This is a genomic window from Calderihabitans maritimus (genome assembly GCF_002207765.1).
Lineage (GTDB): Bacteria > Bacillota > KKC1 > Calderihabitantales > Calderihabitantaceae > Calderihabitans > Calderihabitans maritimus.
Genome location: NZ_BDGJ01000168.1, coordinates 127,713 through 148,086, shown reverse-complemented (window position 1 = coordinate 148,086; position 20,374 = coordinate 127,713). Strand labels below are relative to the sequence as shown.

The window sequence follows — 20,374 nt, the reverse complement described above, 5'->3', positions numbered from 1 at the left end:
TGAGGTCGGCAGAGAATTTCCTGCCGACCTCAAAAAACGGTTATTTTACACCACGCACCTTGGCAATTACGTCTGCACCGATTTCGTCTTCAAACTGTTTGTACACCGGCTCCATAGCTTTAAGCCACTCGTTCTTGTCCACTTCTGAGACTTCCATACCCTTTTTCTTCAGTTCCTCCAACAGCTCATTATCCATTTTTTGAATAAGCTCGCGTTCGTAGTCCCGGGCTTCTATAGCAGCTTCTTTAATTGCCTGCTGCACATCAGCAGGCAGGGTATCCCACCGGGCTTTACTGATCAAAAGCGGCGCTGCCGCGTAGAAGTGCCCCGTTAGAGACAGGTATTTCTGTACTTCAAAGAAGTTAGAAGTATAGATAATGGGTATCGGGTTTTCCTGGGCGTCTACCGTCTGCTGCTGCAGGGCGGTAAAGAGTTCTCCAAAGGCCATAGGGGTTGGATCTGCCCCGATAGTCTTAAAGGATGCCATGTGGATTTTATTTTCCATAGTCCTGATTTTCATACCTTTCATATCCTCGGGGTGAATCACGGGCCTTTTTGAATTAGTCACATTACGGAAGCCGTTTTCCCAATAAGCCAAGCCAACAATACCCTGATCTTTCAGACTGTCTAAGATTTCGGTGCCGATAGGACCATCCAGTACCTTATATGCCTGCTCGCGACTCTGGAAAATGAAAGGTAGGTCGAATACTAAAAACTTATTGGAGAAACCAGCCAGCGGAGCGGTCGAAACCAGGGTCATGTCTAATGTGCCCATTTGCAGGCCCTCAATCATTTCCCGTTCGTTACCAAGTTGGGAACTATGAAATACTTCTACTTTTACCCTTCCGCCGCTCTTTTCGGCTACCAGCTCAGCAAATTTCTCCAGACCAAGCTGATACGGATGAGTAGGAGCTAATACGTGACCGACCTTTAAATTGATAGTCTTAGTCGAATCACCGTTACCGCCGGTTTCTTGACCAGTAGGTTGCGAATTCCCGCCACTGCAACCAACGATCAAAAAAGCGGTTAAAACGACGATTACCGCGAAAGCGATAATACTTTGCGATCTATACATTTGAAATATCCTCCCTTAATTTTTCATTATTCTTGTGTTATAATAATTTAAATAAAGGAATAATCATAAATCACTTATTCGCTTTTTAAATTCTGCTAATTCCTCTGGTTTCATGGAGTAAGTATACTGATCCTCAGGGAAAATACCTTCTCTAACTTCTTTCACATACTGCTTTAGGGCTTCCTGGATGGTGCTGTTTAGGTTCGCATACTGCTTAACAAATTTGGGGACAAACCTGTCGAAGAAGCCCAGGATATCATGCACTATCAACAATTGTCCGTGGGCGTGTTTACCTGAACCTAAACTGATCACCGGAATGGAAGCCCTTCTAGTAATCTCCTCCAACACCGGGGGCGGCACGGCTTCTACCAGCAGGGCAAATGCCCCAGCTTCCTCAACCGCTTTAGCATCTCTCATTAATTTCTCTGCCGAAGCTGCATCTCGACCCTGGGCTTTAAAACCACCCAGCTGAGAGATAGACTGGGGAGTTAGGCCAATGTGTCCCATAACAGGGATGGTAGCATCTACTACAGCCTTGATAGTAGAAGCCATTTCCTCCCCGCCTTCCATTTTGACTGCGTCTACACTGGCTTCTGCCATAAGTCTACCTGCATTCCGGATAGCTTCCTGCGGAGAAACCTGATAAGTCATGTAAGGCATATCACCAATTACAAACGCCGTTGGTGCGCCCTTTCTGACTGCTTTAGCATGATTGATCATCATATCCAGGGTTACGGGCAAAGTGCTGTCCATCCCGTAGACCGTCATTCCCAAAGAATCTCCTACCAGGATGATGTCTACCCCTGCCTGTTCTTCTAATAAAGCCAGCGGATAGTCATAAGCGGTCAACATCGTTATCTTCTGACCTTGCTCCATCATGTTTCTTAAAACTGGTATAGTAACTTTTGGACGTCCCATGGCAAAACCTCCTACGTTCTTTCAAATATTTTCTTACATCTTCGAAGCGAAAATTTTTCAGCTATCTCTCTTCATCCCCCCTTTCTGTAAGGATTAGCCCCTCCCCGTGTAACCCATGTGCTGGGAGATGGCCAAAGCTGTGCGTTTCACAGCCTTGATAAGCTTCTCCATACGTTGGTTGTTAATCCGGCTGGCGCTGCCGGAGATGCTGCAAGCTGCTATTACCCGTCCCCGGTGATCCCAGATGGGTGCAGCAACACAACGGAGACCGGGCTCTAACTCCTCATTGTCCAGTGCGTACCCTTGGCGGCGAACCAATTCTACTTCTTCTACCAATCGTTCCCGGCTGGTTATGGTCCTTTCCGTCAAAGGATTCAAATCCAGCGTATCCACTATTTCAACAACCCTCTCAGGAGGCAGTCCCGCCAGTAATACTTTTCCCACCGCTGTACAGTAAAGCGGCAATCGCTTGCCTACTCTGGAATAACGAACCACTGCATCCGGAGGTTCCACCTTGTCAATATAGATAGCTTCGTTCTGATCTCGAACTACCAGGTGTACTGTCTCCCGGTATCGAGCCGACAATTCCTCCAAAAACTCCCGTGCTCGCTGGCGGAGATCCATGCGGTCAGCCACCAAACTTCCCAACTCTAGGATCTTTAACCCAAGACGATACTTGCCATTTTGCGGATTCCTTTCCAGTAAACCGCGGGAAGCCATGGTTATCACTAGCCGGTGTACAGTACTTTTGTGAAGTTTCAAGAGTTTAGCCAGCTCGGTTATGCTAAACTCGGAACCATCTTTGGTAAAGCAAAAGAGAATATCTATCGCCCGGTCAATCGACCGGATAGTATAGCGTTCGTCCTCTGACATATCTTCAACTCCTTTGGTGTCTCATATAGCGAAACTCTTATTTACATATTAAAACTTCGACATTTTTCGCAAATTTCCTTCTAATTATGTCAAAATAATTCTGAATTCTAATAATCTTTTTATGGAGCTTTTATATAATTACCGGTAGATACTCCATAGTGTTTTTGAACATAAAAAAAGCCGGAAGGTAATACACCTGCCAGCTTTCCAGGCAAAAGTATAAGCGCCTTTAGAGTTATTAGAACAACGGCGGAACTCCCGGTAATGTTTGAGGTAAAGTTTTTAAGAAAGGTAAAATAGTACCGATGAAGGCAACTCCAAGAGCCATAAAGATTCCTATCATGACTACCAAAGGAGTTATAAAAACTAAAATGGCTTTTCCCGTCGAGAATTGATGAGATTCCCTTAACGCCAAAACTTGCAAAACAACAATCCATACGAAACCAGCCATCCGGATAAAAAAGTCGGCAGGAATCTGTAAAAGGCGTAAAATAAAGTCAACCACAGTAAGCAAAACGTTAGGAACAGTTGTAAATCCCAAAGCGGCAAATAAGCCAATCCCGCTTCCAATCCCGCCGGAAAACTCGGCTATTAAATGGAGAACCCCTGCCATGATGAACCATATTACTAAACTACCTATTACTGCTACCGGAATCCAAAACAGTAAGAGTTGCTGAAAAGGGAATTCATTTAAAAAAGTTTCCTGCCAAGGGGGAGCAACCCTCCTGTACTGGTCTTCAAAAGAGGCTACAGTCATCAAAGAGTTAAAAAGCTGCACTCCTAAATAAGTACCGAAAGCCCGGAAATACAGTTTCTTCTGCGCAACATATCTGAGAGTTCTTGACGGCTGCACTATCACTCCGTATAGAAGGTCCACCAAACTCAGATCCCGGGACTGCTCATCATTCAATCTTTTCACCTCCCAAAAGATTTCCGGACCTATCTAAACGATACCATTGCGTAAGGACAGGCAGTAGCCACAGGAAATCCTCCCGTAACCAACTCTTTGTCCTCCTGGTTCCAAAAAGAATCTGCCACGGAGACGGACGATCATATTGAACTACAACAGGTTCTCCTTCAATGCCCGCCAATTTAGCCGCCAGGTCTATAGCGTCGTAGTAATTGCCTAATTGGTCCACCAGTCCCAACTGCTTTGCCTGCTTGCCGGTGAAAATACGCCCGTCTGCCAGTGCCTCAACTTTTTCGCGAGAAAGGTTACGCCCTTTAACCACCACCTTGATGAACTGCTCATAAATATCATTCACCATTTCCTGCAGGATGTCTTTTTCCTCGGGGGTTAAATCCCTGGTAGAAGAGCCCATGTCTTTATGAGGGCCGCTTTTAATAACATTAAAGTCAATGCCTAACTTCTCATACAGTTCTGAAAGATTCTCCAGTTGCATTATTACCCCTATACTGCCGGTCATAGTTGCCGGATTAGCTACAATTTTGTCTGCTAAAGCGGCAATCCAGTATCCTCCTGAAGCAGCAACTTCACCCATAGAAGCAACTACTACTTTTCCCGCCTTCTTCAACTTACTTATTTCATCACCTATCTCTTGCGAAGCTGCCGCCGAACCCCCGGGGCTATTAATCCTTAATACCACCGCCCGAACTGCCGGATCCTCCCGGGCTTCCCTCAACTGTTCCATTATGGAATGAGCCGAAGCCCCGCCGTCAAAAAAACCGGCCTGGGAACGAGTACCGACTATAATTCCCTCAACGAAAACCACCGCCACCTTTCCTTCTTGGCCTACAGATTTCAAAGGAAGTGTCCGAGGCTGAAGCCTAAAAGCCGCCACCAGAGCCAAAAGGCAGATTACTCCTACCAGACCGACTATTATTTTTTTCTTGCGCAATTCTTACTTCACCACCCTTTTCCAAATTGCTCAACGTCACCTCATCAAATTACAGCGCCAGCCATTACTAAAGATATTCCCTTCTCTCCTCAGTAATGCCGGAAATAGAACTTACGACGTAAGGTCTTCCTTGACGCAAGTAAACCCGTGGCAGGCGAGGGTTTAATGACGTGCGTCGGACATGTATTTCTACCTCATCTCCCAACCGGACATCAGGCAAATGGCCTACATCAATCATGGTCAACTGCATACCTACCCTACCCACTACGCGCGCCCGGGCATGTCCTATATGGACCACCGTAGGGCTGCGCAACCACCCCCAATAGTTTAATATTGTTTTAATCAGAACTTTAAACAGGTCAATCCAGCCTTTGGGTCTTACCGCTGGTTCTACGGTAAAGCCGTCGGCATACCCTACCGGAATTACCGCTATGCGTGTCTTTTCCCGGGTAATATAGTCCCGCCCATAGCCGATACTAGTACCCGGCGGTACTTCCCTAAGATGAATTATCCGGGCTTTAAACTTCCACGGATCCTTAAGGCCAAGCTCGTCCTTTTTTATCCCCGGAGGTTTCTGCCCGTAAAGAAGAGTTCCGATGCGCACCATAGAAAGATGCATTTCCGGGTACAATAAAGTGGCAGCACTGTTACAGACATGCTTGAGAGGTATATGAACTCCCTCCTGCTCCAACATTTCGAGCACCCGCTGAAAGCGACGGAATTGTTCCCATGCGAAACCGGGATCGGTGCCGGCCGTTGCCAGATGAGTATATATCCCATCGATTTCAATTAACGACGAATACTCAACAGCGGCACGAATAAAGGATAGGACTTCTTCGGGCAGTATACCGGTCCTTCCCATACCTGTTTCGACCTTGATATGAACCTTTGCCTTCCGGTCCCGCTCCCTTGCCGCTTCCGCCAGGGGTTTCAAAATTTCAGTTTCGCTTACGGAAACCGTAAGGTCATTAGCTACCACATCATCAGCTTCCTGGGGAAGTATAGGAGCAAAAATCAATACGGGAGCCGATATGCCGTGTTGGCGAAGTTCCAGGCCTTCATCAACCGTGGTCACTCCCAACATGGATATACCCTGGCCGACCAGGCAGCGGGCAACCTCAACCGCACCACAGCCATAAGCGTTGGCCTTGACCACTCCCATAATTTTGGTCTCCGGCCGCAGTAATTTCTTAATTTGTTCCAGGTTATGAACTATAGCATCCGTATCTATTTCGACCCAGCGAGACCCAATACCGTTCACCAGTTCATGCCGGCCCCCTTTAACCTCTCAGTTTTTTCTTCAGCCCGATGAGCTGCCGAACAGCCTTTGAATATACCGGTTCCGCCGTCTTCCACAGCCAATAATATAAGGGAGAAAAAACCAAGTCATATTCCCCAACAAATTCTGTGTATTTACCCCCAAATCCTTTCTTAAACCGGTACAAACCATAAAGAGGGTTGTCTTCGGAAAGATCTCCCGGTACTCCTCGGAAGTCATACATGGTACAGCCTTTAGCTTTGGCCCATTGAATCATAGTCCACTGGAGCAAATAATTAGGCATAACATTTCGGTATCGATTGCTGGAAGCACCGTATAAATACCAGGCTTTGTCCCCAAATATGAAGGCTAAAGTTCCGGCAATAGGTTCATCCTGGTAATAAGCCATGAACAAATTAGCCAGACCTCGCTCCACCAGCTCATCCCACAGAATGGCAAAGTAATCATAAGAACGTACTAAAAATTTGTCCCGTTCCGCCGTTTCCAGCAAAATCCGGTAGAATACCCGCAGGTCTTCCTTCTGGCATTCACTTTTCACTTTTACTCCTCTTCTTATTGCCAGCCGAATGTTATAACGAGTCTTTTGGTGAAAATTTGCCATTAACTCATCCAAGGAAGGAGTAATGTCTAAACGGAAAACATATTTGGGTTGTATTCCTTCAAATCCCGCTTCTTTGTCAGCGGGACGAAACCCGGTTTTAATCAAATACTCCTTAAATTCTAAATTTTGGGAGGGAACGTCCGGGTCAATCTTTAAGAAAATAGCTCCGTGCTGTCTAGCCAGTTTTTTGACCTCCGCCCATAAAAAATCGAGCAAATCCTGTCTGTCGAGGTCTACCACAGGACCGCGGGGTGCATAAAAAATAGTTTTTCCTCCAATCGGTACCTGGCGCATAAGGATAGAAATGGCTCCTACGATTTTCCCCTCTTGTTCCACTACAAGGCGCAAAGGCTTCCATCCGGTTTTAGATTTGACTTCTCCCCACTCGTAGGATTGTAAGATGTGCCCTTTAGGGTGCCGGGAGACAAAATGGTTATATTTGTTTCTCTCTTCCGCGGTAATTAAGCGAGCTTTCCAATTCAAAATTAGTCCTCCTTTTTCTCTATTTTGCCTTTTAACCTGCACCAGCATACCGAGATAACTTGTCCAGTTCACCTGCCTAAAACATAACAAAACTTTTCCCCATAGGCAAGTTGGTATAAATAACAAACCCGCACCACAGTGCGGGTATATCTCGAACCGCTATTTACTTAACCGATAACGCAGAGACGCCGCGATAAAATCTCTGAATAGCGGGTGAGGCCGGTTCGGTCTGGATTTAAATTCTGGATGAAATTGAGAAGCTACAAACCAGGGATGATCAGATAACTCAATGATTTCCACCAACCGGTTATCAGGTGAAGTACCACTGATAACCATTCCCCGCGCGGTTAATTCAGAAAGAAAGGCGTTATTAAATTCATAGCGGTGACGGTGTCTCTCTTCAATCATTTCAGTTTTATACGCCTCAAAAGCACGGGTGCCGGGGACTAGCTTACAAGGGTATACCCCCAGGCGCATAGTACCTCCTAAATCTTCAATTTCTTTCTGTTCCGGCAAAAGGTCAATTACCGGATAGGGAGTATCCGCGGCAAATTCGGAACTGTTAGCTCCGGACAGTCCGCATACATTACGGGCAAATTCTACTACCGCCAGTTGCATTCCCAGACAAATTCCCAAATAGGGAACCCGATTTTCACGCGCGTAACCGGCGGCCGCAATTTTACCTTCAATTCCGCGGTCACCAAAACCGCCCGGCACCAGTATACCGTCAACATCCCCCAAAAACTCGGCAGCATTTTCATTAGTGAGATCCGCCGAGTAGATCCATTTAATATCAATTCCCGCTTCATGGGCTATCCCCGCATGACGCAATGCCTCTACCACGCTAAGATAAGCATCCGGCAATCCCACGTACTTCCCAACCAAAGCTATTCTCACTTTATATTTAGGATTTTTAATTTTATGAACAATTTCCTCCCAGTCCTCCATCTGGCATTCATTACAGGTTAGGTTTAATCTATTGATGACGATATCGTCTAAACCTTCCTTTTTTAAGATGAGAGGTACCTCATAAATAGTCTCCGCGTCCACCGCTTGAATAACTGCTTCTTTATCAATATCACAGAAAAGGGCTATTTTCTCCTCCATTTCTTTAGATAAGGGCATTTCCGAACGGCAGACAATAACGTCCGGCTGTATACCTATGCTGCGCAGTTCCTTTACGCTGTGCTGGGTAGGTTTGGTTTTTGCTTCTTGAGCAGCTTTTAAAAAAGGAACCAGTGTGACATGAATATACATTACGTTTTCCCGTCCGATATCGCTTTTGAACTGGCGGATTGCTTCCAAGAAAGGCAAGGACTCTATATCCCCTACCGTACCTCCTATTTCGGTAATTACCACATCGGGGTCACTTTCCCGGGCAACCCGGTATATGCGTTCTTTTATCTCGTTAGTAATATGCGGAATCACCTGTACGGTGCCGCCTAAGTAATCTCCCCTCCGCTCCTTGTTGATTACCGACCAATATATCTTACCGGTGGTAACGTTGCTGCTCTCGCTGAGGCTGATATCGATAAACCTCTCGTAGTGCCCCAAATCGAGATCGGTCTCCGCGCCGTCATCGGTTACGAAAACTTCGCCGTGCTGGTAAGGGTTCATAGTACCTGCATCTATGTTAATATACGGATCAAATTTTTGGATGGCAACTTTCAGACCCCGGCTTTTCAGCAGGCGTCCTAAAGAAGCAGCTGTTATCCCCTTGCCTAGTGAAGAAACTACTCCTCCGGTTACAAAGATAAATTTTACCATGAAAAAACCTCCTGTTATCTGCCCGAAAATCACCTTCACTATTCTATCCTTTTTGACAAATTCCTGTCAAGATAATTAAGTTAAGCTGCCTCGCTTCGCCCTCGCTAAGTTTGCCGACGCCTCGAACCAATGTCGCCTTCCGCCTACATCCCCCAGCCTAACCGTGTGACTCTATCTTAACAAAATAAAAGAGGTGCTTCCAGGCACCCCTAATGGAACAGGCGTTTGCCCAAAACGTAGCCCAAGAACAATCCGGCTATGCCCATGACTCCTGCAAGCGTAGGCGGCGCGGGAACTGGGAGGTTTAACCCCGAAAAAAGTAGACCTACGCCAATACCGGTAAGAGTCGAAAGAACTACCTCTTTCACTGGGCGTTACATCCTCTCCGGTGCCGTGACTCCCAAAAGTTGCAGGACGTTTCTCAGAGTAATACGGGTAGCATCAACTAAGATCATTCGCGCCTTGCGTAGCTCTTCATCTTCAACCAGAACACGACAGTGGTTGTAAAAACTGTGGAACAAACTGGCCAGGTCATGAGCATACCGTGTCAGGCGATGCGGTTCCAGGGCTTGAGCCGCCTCAGCCACCACGTCGGGCAGGTCGGCAATCTTGCGGATAAGTTCCAATTCAGCCGGATCTTGCAATAATTCCAAATTAGTGTCTTCAACAACCGGAAGTTCATACCCCAGTTCTTTCCCCTGGCGGAGGATACTGCATATGCGGGCATGAGCGTACTGGACATAATATACCGGGTTCTCGTTAGATTCCGCCTTGGCCAAATCCAAATCAAAATCTAAATGGCTATCCGCACCGCGCATCACAAAAAAGTAGCGGGCAGCATCTTTACCTACTTCTTCTATCAACTCACCCAAAGTCACATATTGGCCCGTCCGTTTGGACATGCGCAGGACTTCACCGTCTTTGAAGAGACGCACCAACTGCATCAGGATAATATCCAACCTGGCCGGGTCGTAGCCCAGAGCGGCTACCGCTCCTTTTAACCGGGCAACATGGCCATGATGGTCCGCTCCCCATATGTTGATCACCCGGTCAAAGCCCCGCTCAAACTTGTTCTTGTGATAAGCAATGTCTGCGGCAAAGTAGGTGGGAATACCGTTGCTCCTCACCACCACTTCATCTTTTTCGTCTCCGAACTCGGTGGACTTAAACCATAATGCCCCTTCGCTTTCGTAGATATAACCCTTCTGCCGGAGTTCCTCAATAACCTCTCTAATCGCACCTGATTCATGCAGGGTTTGCTCGTGAAACCATACATCATAATAAACTCCGAAATCTTCTAGTACTTCCCGTATATGATTTAATTTCTCCTCCAGAGCAAACTCTATTAATTTTTGCTGCCGTTCCTCACTATCGGCATCCAGATATCGGTCACCATAACGGGAAATAAAACGTTTAACCGTCTCGATTAAATCCTCACCGTGATATCCTTCGTCGGGGAAAGGAACATTTCTCCCTAAAAGCTGGAGATAGCGAGCTTCTAAAGATTTACCAAAATTGATAATTTGATTACCGGCGTCATTAACATAAAACTCCCTGGTCACTTCATGTCCTGTCGCTTGCAGCAAATTGGCAATGCTGTCTCCCAATGCAGCGCCGCGAGCATTTCCCATATGTAGCAATCCGGTAGGATTGGCACTTACAAATTCCACTTGAACTTTTTTCCCCTGACCAAAATTGGAGTTTCCGTAGCGCTCGTCCTCTCGTATTGCTTCGGGAAGAACCTGGTAAAGCCATTCATGGGAAAGAGTGAAATTAATAAACCCGGGGCCTGCCACTTCGACTCGTTTAACCCACGTTCCGTTAGGATCAAAATGCTTCACAATAATCTCCGCTATTTGACGCGGTGCCATCTTAGCTTCTCTGGCCAGAAGCATAGCGAGATTGGTAGCAAAGTCTCCATGAGTTTTTTCCCGAGGTACTTCGAGGGTGAATTCCGGCAGGGAAACGAAATTAATTTCTCCTTCCTGCCGGGCAGATAAAGCAGATTTTCTCAATTGTTCCGTAATATTTTGTTTAATTTTTAGCAGTGTACTCAATATTATTTCCTCCTCATTTGACTACCGGTTCTCCACCATTATGCTCAACTTATTATCGCTAATTTTCTCTCGTCCTACCTGCAACTCATACTCTAAATTAATACTTCCTCCATCATCTGTCAAGTCCACGTCTACCCGCGAAGTGATGACTGACATGTGAAAGGTACCAAAAGCGGTAATGTAGCTGCCCGTGTGTAATAATCCTTCTTCAAAAGTTTGTTTTTGTTCCGATGCACCCATACGATTGAGGGTAACCCTGCTGGGTTCAACTTTCAGCGAAGTAGTAGTTCCCTCCATACCGGAAATAGCTGTTTCCCGATAGATAATATAATAAGAATCTTCTTTACGGAACAGCCTCCCTTCTGTAATCAACTCTATAATATCCTCTTCTCCCCGCTCGTTTCTCTGAACTCCCTTCACGCGCACCCATACGTCTTTTTTCAAAATATCTCTCCTTTTCTAAATCTTACACGAGTTTTTAATACTATTCTTTACTTACAAAGTGTTTTCCTTTCACATTTCCTAAGAAAAAAATCCCTTTTGAGAAGCAAATAACCGCGGCAGAATCCGCGGTCAAATAAAAATCGGCATTATTTTGATTTAGGTAAACGAGCCAGCCAAATTCCCCGCGTCGCCTCCTCCGGCTTCGTCCAATCTAAAAGCAATTTGTCGGAGGCAGGAGACCAGGCAACGGCCATGTCGCCAGAAGGATCGCCTTCCCAAGTAACTTGAAAAAGCTTTATTTCCCGGTAATCTGTAGAGAGGTACAAAACATAGAGTACCCCATCTTCATCATTGAAAGCCAGTTTCTTCCCGTCGGGAGACCACTCGATGAGAGTACCTCCGCCCACATCCGTGATCTTCTGCAGGTTGGTCCCGTCAGCATTAACCAACCAGATACCACTGCTCTTCTCCACCTCAGCCGTGGAATCGGACTTGGCCACATTAATGGCAATTCGCTTGCCGTCGGGTGACCAGGCAGGTACCATGGAAGCAGCGGCTATGGGAGGCGTAAGGGATACTGGTTCGGTACCGTCTTTGTTAATCAAATAAACTTGATTTTCTTGCTGCCCTGTTTCTGGGTTAAACCAGGAGCGGAAATAAGCCAATTTTTCACCATCCGGGGACCAGGCAGGGTATCCTTCTACAGCCTCCGTCTGGGTCAAGACATGATTTTCTCCCTGCTTATCGATGAGCATTATATCAACATTATCAAAGCGAGTGGTAAGGTAAGCTATCTCTCCCTTGGGCGACCATACAGGATTGTATGCCCACAGATCGTCTGTCTTTTCCTCCAATCGTTGGCGAGCTTCCCCTGTAACGTCAAGGGTAAGGTTGCTACTGTTACCGGACAAAAGGTCATACACCCATACTTCCGGATACCCATTTTGGTATGTCACATAGGCAATCTGCGAACCATCAGGAGACCAGACACCGCCTCCGTACATGACCGGTATGTCCACCTGGGCATCTGTCAACGGTTCGGGATTGGAGCGGTCAACAGGCGTCTTCCATACCGTGTATTTACCGTCGGCAGAATCGCGGTTGGACAAAAACCAGATCTCTTTGCCATCCGGCGACCATCTAGGCCTGATGTTGGCAACTCCTTCTCCCAATGCTACCGGGGTTAACATAACTGTATAGTTAACCGGTTCCACCACTACCTTTACCGGAGGCAAATCTTCAGGAGGAGTAATTTCCGTCACCTGTTCAGGAGAAGCAGAACTTCCTTGGACAGGTCCCGGGTGAAAACGCGATTCCCCTGTATTTAAACTGGGAGACCGAGAAGTATCCTTATCTCGAACTTGTGTCTCCTTCTTCTGTTCGTCGGTCTGGGAAACTTCCGGCTTAGCTTTATCCTGGTCCTTGGTTTCAACGGGTAACTGCTCCTGGTTAGACGAAGACGATCCGAGGGTACTCAGCTCATTTAACTGGTTATAACCATATAAAAATATAATCCCGATAGCTATGAATAGTACAGCATAAGAAGTAACCAGCAAAGCCTTGGCTTCCAAATCAAACACCGAGCGGATGATACGTCTCCACCAACTGCCGGCCTTGTTCTGTTTATGAGAAATCGCCGGGCAGGTCTTTTCCTCCGACACCTTTGATTCCCCAAAAATTCGCTGCATTACCTCTTGACTAAAGTTGGCGGGGGGAGATACCGGTGTGCAAGATTTCTCCAGCAGGCGGTTGGTTTCCCGAGCTAAATTCAATTCTCTCTGGCAGTTGTAACATAACAGCAGGTGCTGATAGAGGGCCTGTTCCTGACCCGGATCCAGTTGTGCGTCTAAATAGGCAAAGATGGCTTGTTTAGCTTCTTGACAGTTCACGTTTAGGCCCCCTTTCCAAAATAACGCTCAGTCTCTTCTGCAACAATGCTTTTCCGCGATAAAGCCTCGTTTCCACGGTAGTTATCGGCACTTCCATAATTTCTGCAATCTGTCGATAAGACAAATCTTCTAAGTATCTTAATACCAGTGGCAGGCGGTAGTTTTCCGGCAGGTCGGCGATTGCCTGCTGCACCAACCTTTGAATTTCCTTAACTTCGCAGTAATCTTCCGGTTGAGAATCGAGATGAGGTATCAGGGGAGTAAATTCTATAACTTTATCTATAGGAATAGCTGTCGGCGGTTTTCTTCGCAAAAACGTGTAACATACATTGGTAGCTACTCTGTACATCCATGGAAAAAACTTCCTGCTTCGATCATATTTATCCAGCGACCGGTAAAGGTGAAGGAATATTTCCTGAGCTAAATCTTTTGCCTCTTCTTCATTATTTGTTAATCTGTAGGCCAGACTAAAGATCTGACGCTGATACCTCCGGACAATCTCGGCAAACCCTTCCTCCCGGTTGACCTGCAAGCAGTATTCAACTAGAGCTTCGTCAGTTAACTTATCCAACGACGTCACATCCTTGAAAATGCTCTCACGCGCCTGAATTTCTCTCTTTTTAATATAATACTACTTTTCTCCGTAAAATCTTGCACCTTTTTTGCACTATAACTCCTTGCCCACCGCTCGAGCTATGGGAACTAGGCTTTGCATCAACTCCGAGAAATTGTTCGGATTGAGGGATTGGGGACCATCACAAAGAGCTGTAAGCGGTTCCGGGTGTACCTCCACCATAATACCGTCGGCCCCAACAGCTACAGCGGCCCGGGCCAATGGCGCAACCAACTTCCAATTTCCACTCGCATGGCTGGGGTCTACTATCACCGGCAAATGGGAGAGTTCTTTGACCAGCGGCACGGCACTGATATCTAGGGTATTCCGAGTTGCATTTTCATAAGTTCTTATACCTCTTTCACATAGGATAACATGGGGATTGCCTGCGTCGACAATATACTCTGCCGCCATTAACCACTCCTCAATGGTAGCCGCCATACCCCGTTTGAGCAGAATGGGTTTCCCAGTTAAACCTACCTCTCTGAGCAGCCGAAAATTCTGCATATTTCGGGCTCCCACCTGAATGATGTCGGCATAACGGGCAACCAAAGGAACATCCCGGGGATCTACCGCTTCCGTCACTACCGGCAGACCTGTTTCCTGCTTGGCCCGGTTTAAAAGTTTAAGTCCTTCCTCCTCTAGCCCTTGGAAGGCATAGGGAGAAGTCCTCGGTTTGAATGCGCCTCCCCGTAAAATATCAGCTCCCGCTTTCTTAACTGCACTTGCCGCCTCCAGAAGTTGTTTTTCACTCTCCACCGCACAAGGACCCGCTATCACTACCAGCTTCCCCGACCCGATTTCTACATCTCCTACTCTCACGACCGTATTTTCCGGCTTGAGCTCCCGGCCCACCAGTTTATACGGCCGCAATATAGGAACAATTTTTTCTACGCCCGGAAGGTTGATAATGGCTTCCGAGCTAAGGACCCGTTTGTCTCCGATAGCTCCAATTACTGTTTTCTCTTCCCCGTAAATAGGATGGGTTTTAAACCCCAGTTCTATAAGCCGCTGCTCCACCTTATGTATCTGCTCTTGAGTGGCTCCCGGATGCATTACGACTATCATAATTTAACCGCCTCCGCCATAAAGATTTTTTAGGTAAAAATTAAAAACCCTCGTCCAAGGGACGAGGGAAAAGCCCGCGGTACCACCCTTATTGGCTTTCAAGCCCACTATATCAGGTACGGGAATCTCTGAATGATTCCGATACCCTTCCTTTTTAACGGTAGGAACCCGGCTCAGCCTAATACCGGAAAAACCTCCGGATTCAGCCTGCTACTCCGAGGGGAACTTCGGTCAAAGAGTCTTTACCGGGCTCCCACCATCTCCGGCTCGCTGGAAAAAACTTCGATGACCTACTTTCCCTCTTCATCATATTTCATTGGGCAGTAGTTTTTCTGAATAATATATCACGTCCCGGTATGTCCGGTCAAGAACTACTTAAGCTTTCCGTGGCGCAACATTCCGAAAATCATCCATATTCCCATCATGGCAGAGGTCAGAAAACCAAGCAAGCCGATTGCGGGATAATTGAATAGAAAAGGACCCTTTCCCGCATGGATAACCAGGGCGGATCCAATCATCATAGCCACTACCAACAAACTTACCGCCAGGCGCGTAGAAAAAATATCCAGCATATCATAAAGTGATTCTAAACCCCGATGTACAAAAATAGTGGTTAGGTCCCCATTGGCCAGATTTTGAATTGTTTTGGCTATATCTCTGGGTAATTCGGACAGGGTTTTTAAAGTAGCCGATGTTCTCTGGTAAAAAGTATCAGAATTAAAACAGGGCTGCAGTTGACCGCGCAGATAGGCTAAAGCAATAGGTCTGGCCACTTCAACCAAGTTAATTTCCGGATCAAGCCGTTTTGCCAACCCCTCCGCCGCGATCAATGCTTTACCCAGGGTGAAAAAACTTCCGGGCATTTTAATTCCATGGTTTAAAGATATCTCTATCATACCCCTTATCAGTTGGCTAAAATCAATACCCGGAAGATGGATACCAGTAGCCCGGTCCATTAAATGGGCCAGGTCTTCATACAAGTACTGGTAGTTTATTTCCCTGGTAACAATCCCTATCTTGGTGGTTATTTCCACAGTTTCCGCCACATTTTTCTCGCTTAAAGCCAGCATAAGTTGCGCTGAATAATACCGAAAATCATCATCTAAACGGCCTACAATTCCAAAATCAAGGAGTACTACGCTGCCGTCGTCTTGAAATAAAACATTACCCGGATGAGGATCTCCGTGAAAAATCCCCCGATTAAACATAGGAATAAGAATTGCCTCCAGGAGACTTCGCGCATAGGCCCGTCCCAACGGTGTCCCCCGGCAGCTTTTCTCAATCATATCTGCTTTCTTTCCTTCCATGAAATCCATAGTGAGAATTTCTTTAGAACTGTAATCCCAGTATATTTTCGGCACTTCCACCCGGGGATGATGGGCAAGCAAAGCACGAAAAGCTTCTGTGTTGAGCCCTTCCACCGTAAAGTCTAATTCCCGTCGTATCTGCCGGGAAAACACCTCGATTACTTCGTGTACGTTGCAAACTTTACCTACTATGGAACGCTCCACTGTATCAGCCCAGTCCCGCATGATGGCCAAATCTTTCTCTATCAAATGCTTAAGACCGGGTCGCTGAACCTTTACCACTACCTTCTGGCCGTTTGGCAAACAAGCCTGATAAGCTTGGGCTATGGAAGCGCTGGCCAGAGGAATATAATCGAAACGGGCAAATAATTCTTCCGGTACGACTCCAAACTCGTCCAAAAACTGCTCTTTCACTTCCGTAGGTCCGAACTTTTCTACATGGTCCTGCAATTTACCAAATTCCGAAGCATATTCCTGGGGCACCAGGTCTGGCCGAGTGCTCAAAAGCTGTCCTAGCTTGATGAAGGTAGGCCCCAAATCTTCAAAGAGCAGTCGTACCCTGGCGGGTAAGCTAACCGGTGTTGAAAGACCAGTTGCTTCCAAAGGTTTGGCGGCGGCGGGGAGAACTTTGGTTATCCAATAAAAGTATTGATCGAACCTGCGTCCTTGTAATAAATAATGAAAGCCGTGTCTCGCTAGGATGCGAATTATCTCCTTATACCGCTCCCGATTTTGATATTTCCGGTAAATTTGCCTGATCACTCTTTCACACCCTTAATAAGGAATTTGAATTCCTTTCCTTATTATTTTAAAGCAAAAAATTTTTATACAATTCTTGGAGCTACGGGAAACAACAGGTAATTTGTGAAAGTTTTTGCTTTCTTAAAAGGATTTCTCAACTGGTTGTCGAATTAGATTTTGAGTGACCATCCAGAACGGAGGTACCTTTATGAGGTACTGGTTAACTCTGATCGTTACTGCCGCAGTTCTTTTCAGCCTAACCTTTCTTTTAGGCCTATCCGTAATAGGTGTCGATCTTTTCGGCCCTGAAGAGGCTGCTCACCAACCAGAGAAAACTCACCAAACCGCTACTGAGGGTCATGCTGCTGATAATAACAAAGAACCGGAAGAAAAAGCAGAACAACACGAGGACAATCAAACAAAAAAGACAGAGGTCGCCAAGGAATCTCTGGAAGCAAAAACTGGGAAAACAGAAGGCGGGAAAGAACTCACCGAAAAGAAGCCCAGTTCCTCTCAGGAAACGGAAGAAAAACAAGAGGTCCGTGAAGAGATTGCTCAAGAACAGTCTCCCGAAATTAAGAAATATATTTTGGAATTTCAGCTTAACGCGGGAGGCGTCATAACGGCGGAAATAGTAGACCGGACAGGAAAACTAGTACGAAAACTTTTAGACGGAGAGTTTAAGCCCGCTGGAAAGCATTCTTTAACATGGCAGGGGATGAATGAACAAGGAGAGACTGTTGCCCCGGGCCAGTATACTTTCCGGGTTACGGCTACTTATCCCGGCGTGCCGGTACTCCTTTACCACCATTTGGCCAAACCGGAAGAGGTGGAAGCAGGTAACCCGTATGTATTGAGCACCACTCAGTTCGCCCGGCAAATAAACTATTTGAAAGACAACGGGTACACAACTATTTCTTTAACCCAACTGGGTGAATATTTAACCAGAGGAACTCAACTACCCGACAAGCCAGTAGTGATTACCTTCGATGACGGTTATGCCAGTACCTATCACCAAGCTTTTCCAATTTTAAAGCAATATGGTTTAAAAGCTATTATCTTTATCCTGGGGAGTTTTGTAGACAACAGTAATGCCTCGCCTCCCTCCTTAACATGGAAGCAGATGCAAGAAATGGTTAGAAGTGGTGTGGTAGAAATTCAATCTCATTCATATGATCTACACGGTGAAGATGATTTGGTTCAGAAAACAGAAGAATCCCAAAGTGAGTATGAACAGCGCATCTACAAAGATTTGGTTAAAATCAAACAATTGATTGAAACCAAAACCGGTCAACCGGTGACAGCCTTGTCTTGGCCTAACGGCAAGCAAAATTCCCGGGCCCTGGCCATAGCCAAAAAGGCCGGTTATTCATACTTTTTTACCAGCGGTGAAGAGGTCAACTACCAGCAAGACAGTCCTACCCGTATCCGCCGGATCTTTATCCCCCAGAATATTAAATTATCGGAATTTGCCCAAAAGATTAAGGCGCCCCCCAAAAAAGTTACTGTGCATCAAGAAACATTCCAATTTACTCCCAAAAATTAACCTGTTGAGAGCCTGGCTGTAAAAAATACCAGGCTATTTTTGTAATAATGCGCCCTTACTGGGGAGACAATTGTAACTAAAGACTTTTCTGGGAGTGAACAATTCATGGAAGAGCGGTCAATCCTTGCCACCTTTCCCAGCAGTACAAAGGCCTACCAAGCGGTAGAAAGCCTGAAAAAAGCAGGATATACAACGGTTCAAATAAACAGGATTACCAAATACCCCAGTGATCCAAACGCTCACTATAACAATCCTATAGCCAGCCAGGCTACCAGTGTAGCAGCCCTAACCCAACATTCCGGCGCTTATCTTGCCGGCGATGTAGCTCCGCTTCTGGCCGCAGACAATGCCGCCAGCGGGTTCTCTACCGGGGACAAGTTTGTCGGCAACCACAGTATGCTGGTTACCGTGGTGACCTCCCCCGATAGAGTACAACAAGCGGTCGCCATTATTAAGGAACATGGGGGAGAGGTATAACGTGAAGTATATCTTTCATTGCGGAAGAAAAGGAAAGGCACTGCGGGTGGCTGCAGCAGCAGGATTTTGTTGTTCCAACTTTTCCACAGTTTCCGCTATAATGGCATAAGCATGCCCCAGGTCGAGAATTTCTACCTTTCGTAATCGTTCCTGCAACTGGGTGGAAAGGAATTCTCTTTTTGCTACAATCTCAAACAATTCCTCAACGCTATATAGTCGATAATAAGAAGGAAAACCACGGGCCATGACCAGCATAGCCAAAGCCTTGTGTTTATCCAGAGGTTCATCGGTTACCAGGTTTAAAAGCTCCTCCCTGTCCGGTCTTTCTCCGGGAACAGTTCGGTTTATTCCCTCATAGAGAAGATTTAAAAAGGATCGGTCAATTATAATTTTATTCAGGTCCAACTCGTTGCTATACCCGGTAACTACTAAACCTAAAGGGCGAAGTTTCTTGACGTAGGGATAAGCCCAATGCTGTTCCCAAGAATTCTCAATAACAAAAGGTTTTAGATCCAAACCCTGTTCCATGAGTATGTCCTGTAAATTGTTTATATGTTCTTGACTGTATGCCAGTTCCCGAAAAGTAAGGTCATGTTTAAGAGAATAGGCGGCAGCCGCACCGGCCGCCTGACCGGTTACCATACCAATCGGAACTACACGAGCACTGCCGGCAGCCAGAGGAGTATAGGAAGCAGAACGCCCTACCACTAACAAGTTTTCTACCTTCTTGGGGACTAAGCAGCGAAAAGGTATGCTGTATTTTAGAGGGTTCCCAATGACAAAGCCCGTGTCGGCAGGAGATATGGACTGGATATCAACCGGATAAGAAGCAATGGCGATCCGGTCGGGGAAATCTCTGTTATCCAAGACGTCGTTAACGTTGAGACGGTATTCGCCGATTATGTGCCGGGTTTCCCGGACATAAAGTTCCGGTGCAGTTCCTACCAAAACAGCTTCCTCAAATCCTGGTATATTTTCCCGCAAAAAACGAGCAACCCGCGGAGCCTCTTTTTGTGCTTGTGCTCGGGCCCGGGACCGGGAAGCCTCATCTAGGCCATTAACATTAAATATCTGAAGGCTATTAACCAGCACACTCCCGTCCTTCTGCCTCCCAATGTTTAACCCCCGAAGACGTATGTTCCCGTCCAGCGGCTGATATTTTCGGGTTTCCTGCCGAAACCCCCAAGCCGAAACTTCAGTAGCTCCCGTATGGGGATCCCCGTCATTTTGTAAGACCCACTTTAGCTTGTCCCAATTGACTCCCTGAAATTGCAGTACCAGAGTAGCTGCCATAGGAGAGTCCCGGCCCGTTTCCTCTCCCGCTATCGTAAAAGGGACTCCGCTGGCCGCGGCTAGGTCCGCATCCTGTGTCGCGTC

The 20,374-nt window shown here is 46.5% G+C and carries 18 protein-coding genes and 1 other annotated feature; of the genes, 2 read left to right on the top strand and 16 right to left on the bottom strand.

Going from position 1 to position 20,374, the window contains the following annotated elements; translation table 11 throughout:
• Positions 1 to 40: 40 nt before the first annotated feature.
• From KKC1_RS12985 to KKC1_RS12915, 15 genes are all read right to left on the bottom strand, one after another.
• Positions 41 to 1,075 (bottom strand): TRAP transporter substrate-binding protein, encoded by a 1,035-nt coding sequence (locus KKC1_RS12985; RefSeq protein WP_088554852.1) that lies wholly within the window; start codon positions 1,073 to 1,075, stop codon positions 41 to 43.
• Between the two features lie 63 nt (positions 1,076 to 1,138).
• On the bottom strand, positions 1,139 to 1,993 hold the full coding sequence (panB, locus tag KKC1_RS12980) for a 3-methyl-2-oxobutanoate hydroxymethyltransferase (protein WP_088554851.1): 855 nt from the start codon (positions 1,991 to 1,993) through the stop codon (positions 1,139 to 1,141).
• A gap of 93 nt (positions 1,994 to 2,086) precedes the next feature.
• Positions 2,087 to 2,866, bottom strand: a complete 780-nt coding sequence (locus KKC1_RS12975; protein ID WP_088554850.1) for an IclR family transcriptional regulator — start codon at positions 2,864 to 2,866, stop codon at positions 2,087 to 2,089.
• A gap of 238 nt (positions 2,867 to 3,104) precedes the next feature.
• Positions 3,105 to 3,776, bottom strand: a complete 672-nt coding sequence (locus KKC1_RS12970; RefSeq protein WP_192868241.1) for a Yip1 family protein — start codon at positions 3,774 to 3,776, stop codon at positions 3,105 to 3,107.
• Positions 3,769 to 4,725, bottom strand: coding sequence for a signal peptide peptidase SppA (gene sppA / locus KKC1_RS12965; protein ID WP_088554848.1), 957 nt, complete (start codon positions 4,723 to 4,725; stop codon positions 3,769 to 3,771). Before sppA ends, KKC1_RS12970 begins: the two co-directional genes overlap by 8 nt.
• 67 nt (positions 4,726 to 4,792) lie before the next feature.
• Complete coding sequence (gene alr / locus KKC1_RS12960) at positions 4,793 to 5,986, bottom strand: alanine racemase (protein WP_192868240.1); 1,194 nt, start codon at positions 5,984 to 5,986, stop codon at positions 4,793 to 4,795.
• Between the two features lie 19 nt (positions 5,987 to 6,005).
• The gene (locus KKC1_RS12955) at positions 6,006 to 7,088 is read right to left on the bottom strand and encodes a lipid II:glycine glycyltransferase FemX (protein ID WP_088554846.1); all 1,083 of its coding nucleotides are present in this window, start codon (positions 7,086 to 7,088) and stop codon (positions 6,006 to 6,008) included.
• A gap of 159 nt (positions 7,089 to 7,247) precedes the next feature.
• Positions 7,248 to 8,855 carry a CTP synthase gene (gene pyrG, locus KKC1_RS12950; protein ID WP_088554845.1) on the bottom strand — a complete coding sequence of 536 codons (1,608 nt, stop codon included), beginning with the start codon at positions 8,853 to 8,855 and terminating at the stop codon, positions 7,248 to 7,250.
• A 209-nt stretch (positions 8,856 to 9,064) separates the two neighbouring features.
• On the bottom strand, positions 9,065 to 9,223 hold the full coding sequence (locus tag KKC1_RS12945) for a XapX domain-containing protein (RefSeq protein ID WP_088554844.1): 159 nt from the start codon (positions 9,221 to 9,223) through the stop codon (positions 9,065 to 9,067).
• A 6-nt stretch (positions 9,224 to 9,229) separates the two neighbouring features.
• A complete protein-coding gene (gene argS / locus KKC1_RS12940; protein ID WP_088554843.1) occupies positions 9,230 to 10,912 on the bottom strand; it encodes an arginine--tRNA ligase in 1,683 nt (560 codons plus the stop codon).
• A gap of 21 nt (positions 10,913 to 10,933) precedes the next feature.
• Positions 10,934 to 11,356: a YwiB family protein gene (locus tag KKC1_RS12935; protein ID WP_088554842.1), complete on the bottom strand. Its 423-nt coding sequence runs from the start codon at positions 11,354 to 11,356 to the stop codon at positions 10,934 to 10,936.
• A gap of 146 nt (positions 11,357 to 11,502) precedes the next feature.
• On the bottom strand, positions 11,503 to 13,245 hold the full coding sequence (locus tag KKC1_RS12930) for a zf-HC2 domain-containing protein (protein ID WP_088554841.1): 1,743 nt from the start codon (positions 13,243 to 13,245) through the stop codon (positions 11,503 to 11,505).
• Positions 13,226 to 13,816 (bottom strand): sigma-70 family RNA polymerase sigma factor, encoded by a 591-nt coding sequence (locus KKC1_RS12925; RefSeq protein ID WP_192868239.1) that lies wholly within the window; start codon positions 13,814 to 13,816, stop codon positions 13,226 to 13,228. The genes KKC1_RS12930 and KKC1_RS12925 overlap by 20 nt, the downstream gene beginning before the upstream one ends.
• Before the next feature lie 96 nt (positions 13,817 to 13,912).
• Positions 13,913 to 14,926 (bottom strand): 3-deoxy-7-phosphoheptulonate synthase, encoded by a 1,014-nt coding sequence (gene aroF, locus KKC1_RS12920; RefSeq protein ID WP_088554839.1) that lies wholly within the window; start codon positions 14,924 to 14,926, stop codon positions 13,913 to 13,915.
• A 54-nt stretch (positions 14,927 to 14,980) separates the two neighbouring features.
• Positions 14,981 to 15,242, bottom strand: a binding site (T-box leader).
• A 55-nt stretch (positions 15,243 to 15,297) separates the two neighbouring features.
• A complete protein-coding gene (locus tag KKC1_RS12915) occupies positions 15,298 to 16,995 on the bottom strand; it encodes an ABC1 kinase family protein (protein WP_088554838.1) in 1,698 nt (565 codons plus the stop codon).
• 187 nt (positions 16,996 to 17,182) lie between these two features.
• Between KKC1_RS12915 and KKC1_RS12910 the strand changes: the two genes are divergently transcribed.
• Positions 17,183 to 18,520 (top strand): polysaccharide deacetylase family protein, encoded by a 1,338-nt coding sequence (locus KKC1_RS12910; protein WP_088554837.1) that lies wholly within the window; start codon positions 17,183 to 17,185, stop codon positions 18,518 to 18,520.
• A gap of 105 nt (positions 18,521 to 18,625) precedes the next feature.
• Complete coding sequence (locus KKC1_RS12905; RefSeq protein WP_088554836.1) at positions 18,626 to 18,997, top strand: hypothetical protein; 372 nt, start codon at positions 18,626 to 18,628, stop codon at positions 18,995 to 18,997.
• A 15-nt stretch (positions 18,998 to 19,012) separates the two neighbouring features.
• Here the strand turns inward: KKC1_RS12905 and KKC1_RS12900 are convergent.
• The coding region (locus KKC1_RS12900) for an FAD-dependent oxidoreductase (RefSeq protein WP_088554835.1) at positions 19,013 to 20,374 on the bottom strand (1,362 nt) is incomplete at its 5' end.

Excerpts from the sequence above, each read along its gene's own strand:
- KKC1_RS12985 (WP_088554852.1), bottom strand. The coding sequence starts at position 1,075 with ATGTATAGATCGCAAAGTATTATCGCTTTCGCGGTAATCGTCGTTTTA.
- KKC1_RS12905 (WP_088554836.1), top strand. The coding sequence starts at position 18,626 with ATGGAAGAGCGGTCAATCCTTGCCACCTTTCCCAGCAGTACAAAGGCC.
- KKC1_RS12975 (WP_088554850.1), bottom strand. The coding sequence starts at position 2,866 with ATGTCAGAGGACGAACGCTATACTATCCGGTCGATTGACCGGGCGATA.
- pyrG (WP_088554845.1), bottom strand. The coding sequence starts at position 8,855 with ATGGTAAAATTTATCTTTGTAACCGGAGGAGTAGTTTCTTCACTAGGC.
- KKC1_RS12910 (WP_088554837.1), top strand. The coding sequence starts at position 17,183 with ATGAGGTACTGGTTAACTCTGATCGTTACTGCCGCAGTTCTTTTCAGC.
- panB (WP_088554851.1), bottom strand. The coding sequence starts at position 1,993 with ATGGGACGTCCAAAAGTTACTATACCAGTTTTAAGAAACATGATGGAG.
- aroF (WP_088554839.1), bottom strand. The coding sequence starts at position 14,926 with ATGATAGTCGTAATGCATCCGGGAGCCACTCAAGAGCAGATACATAAG.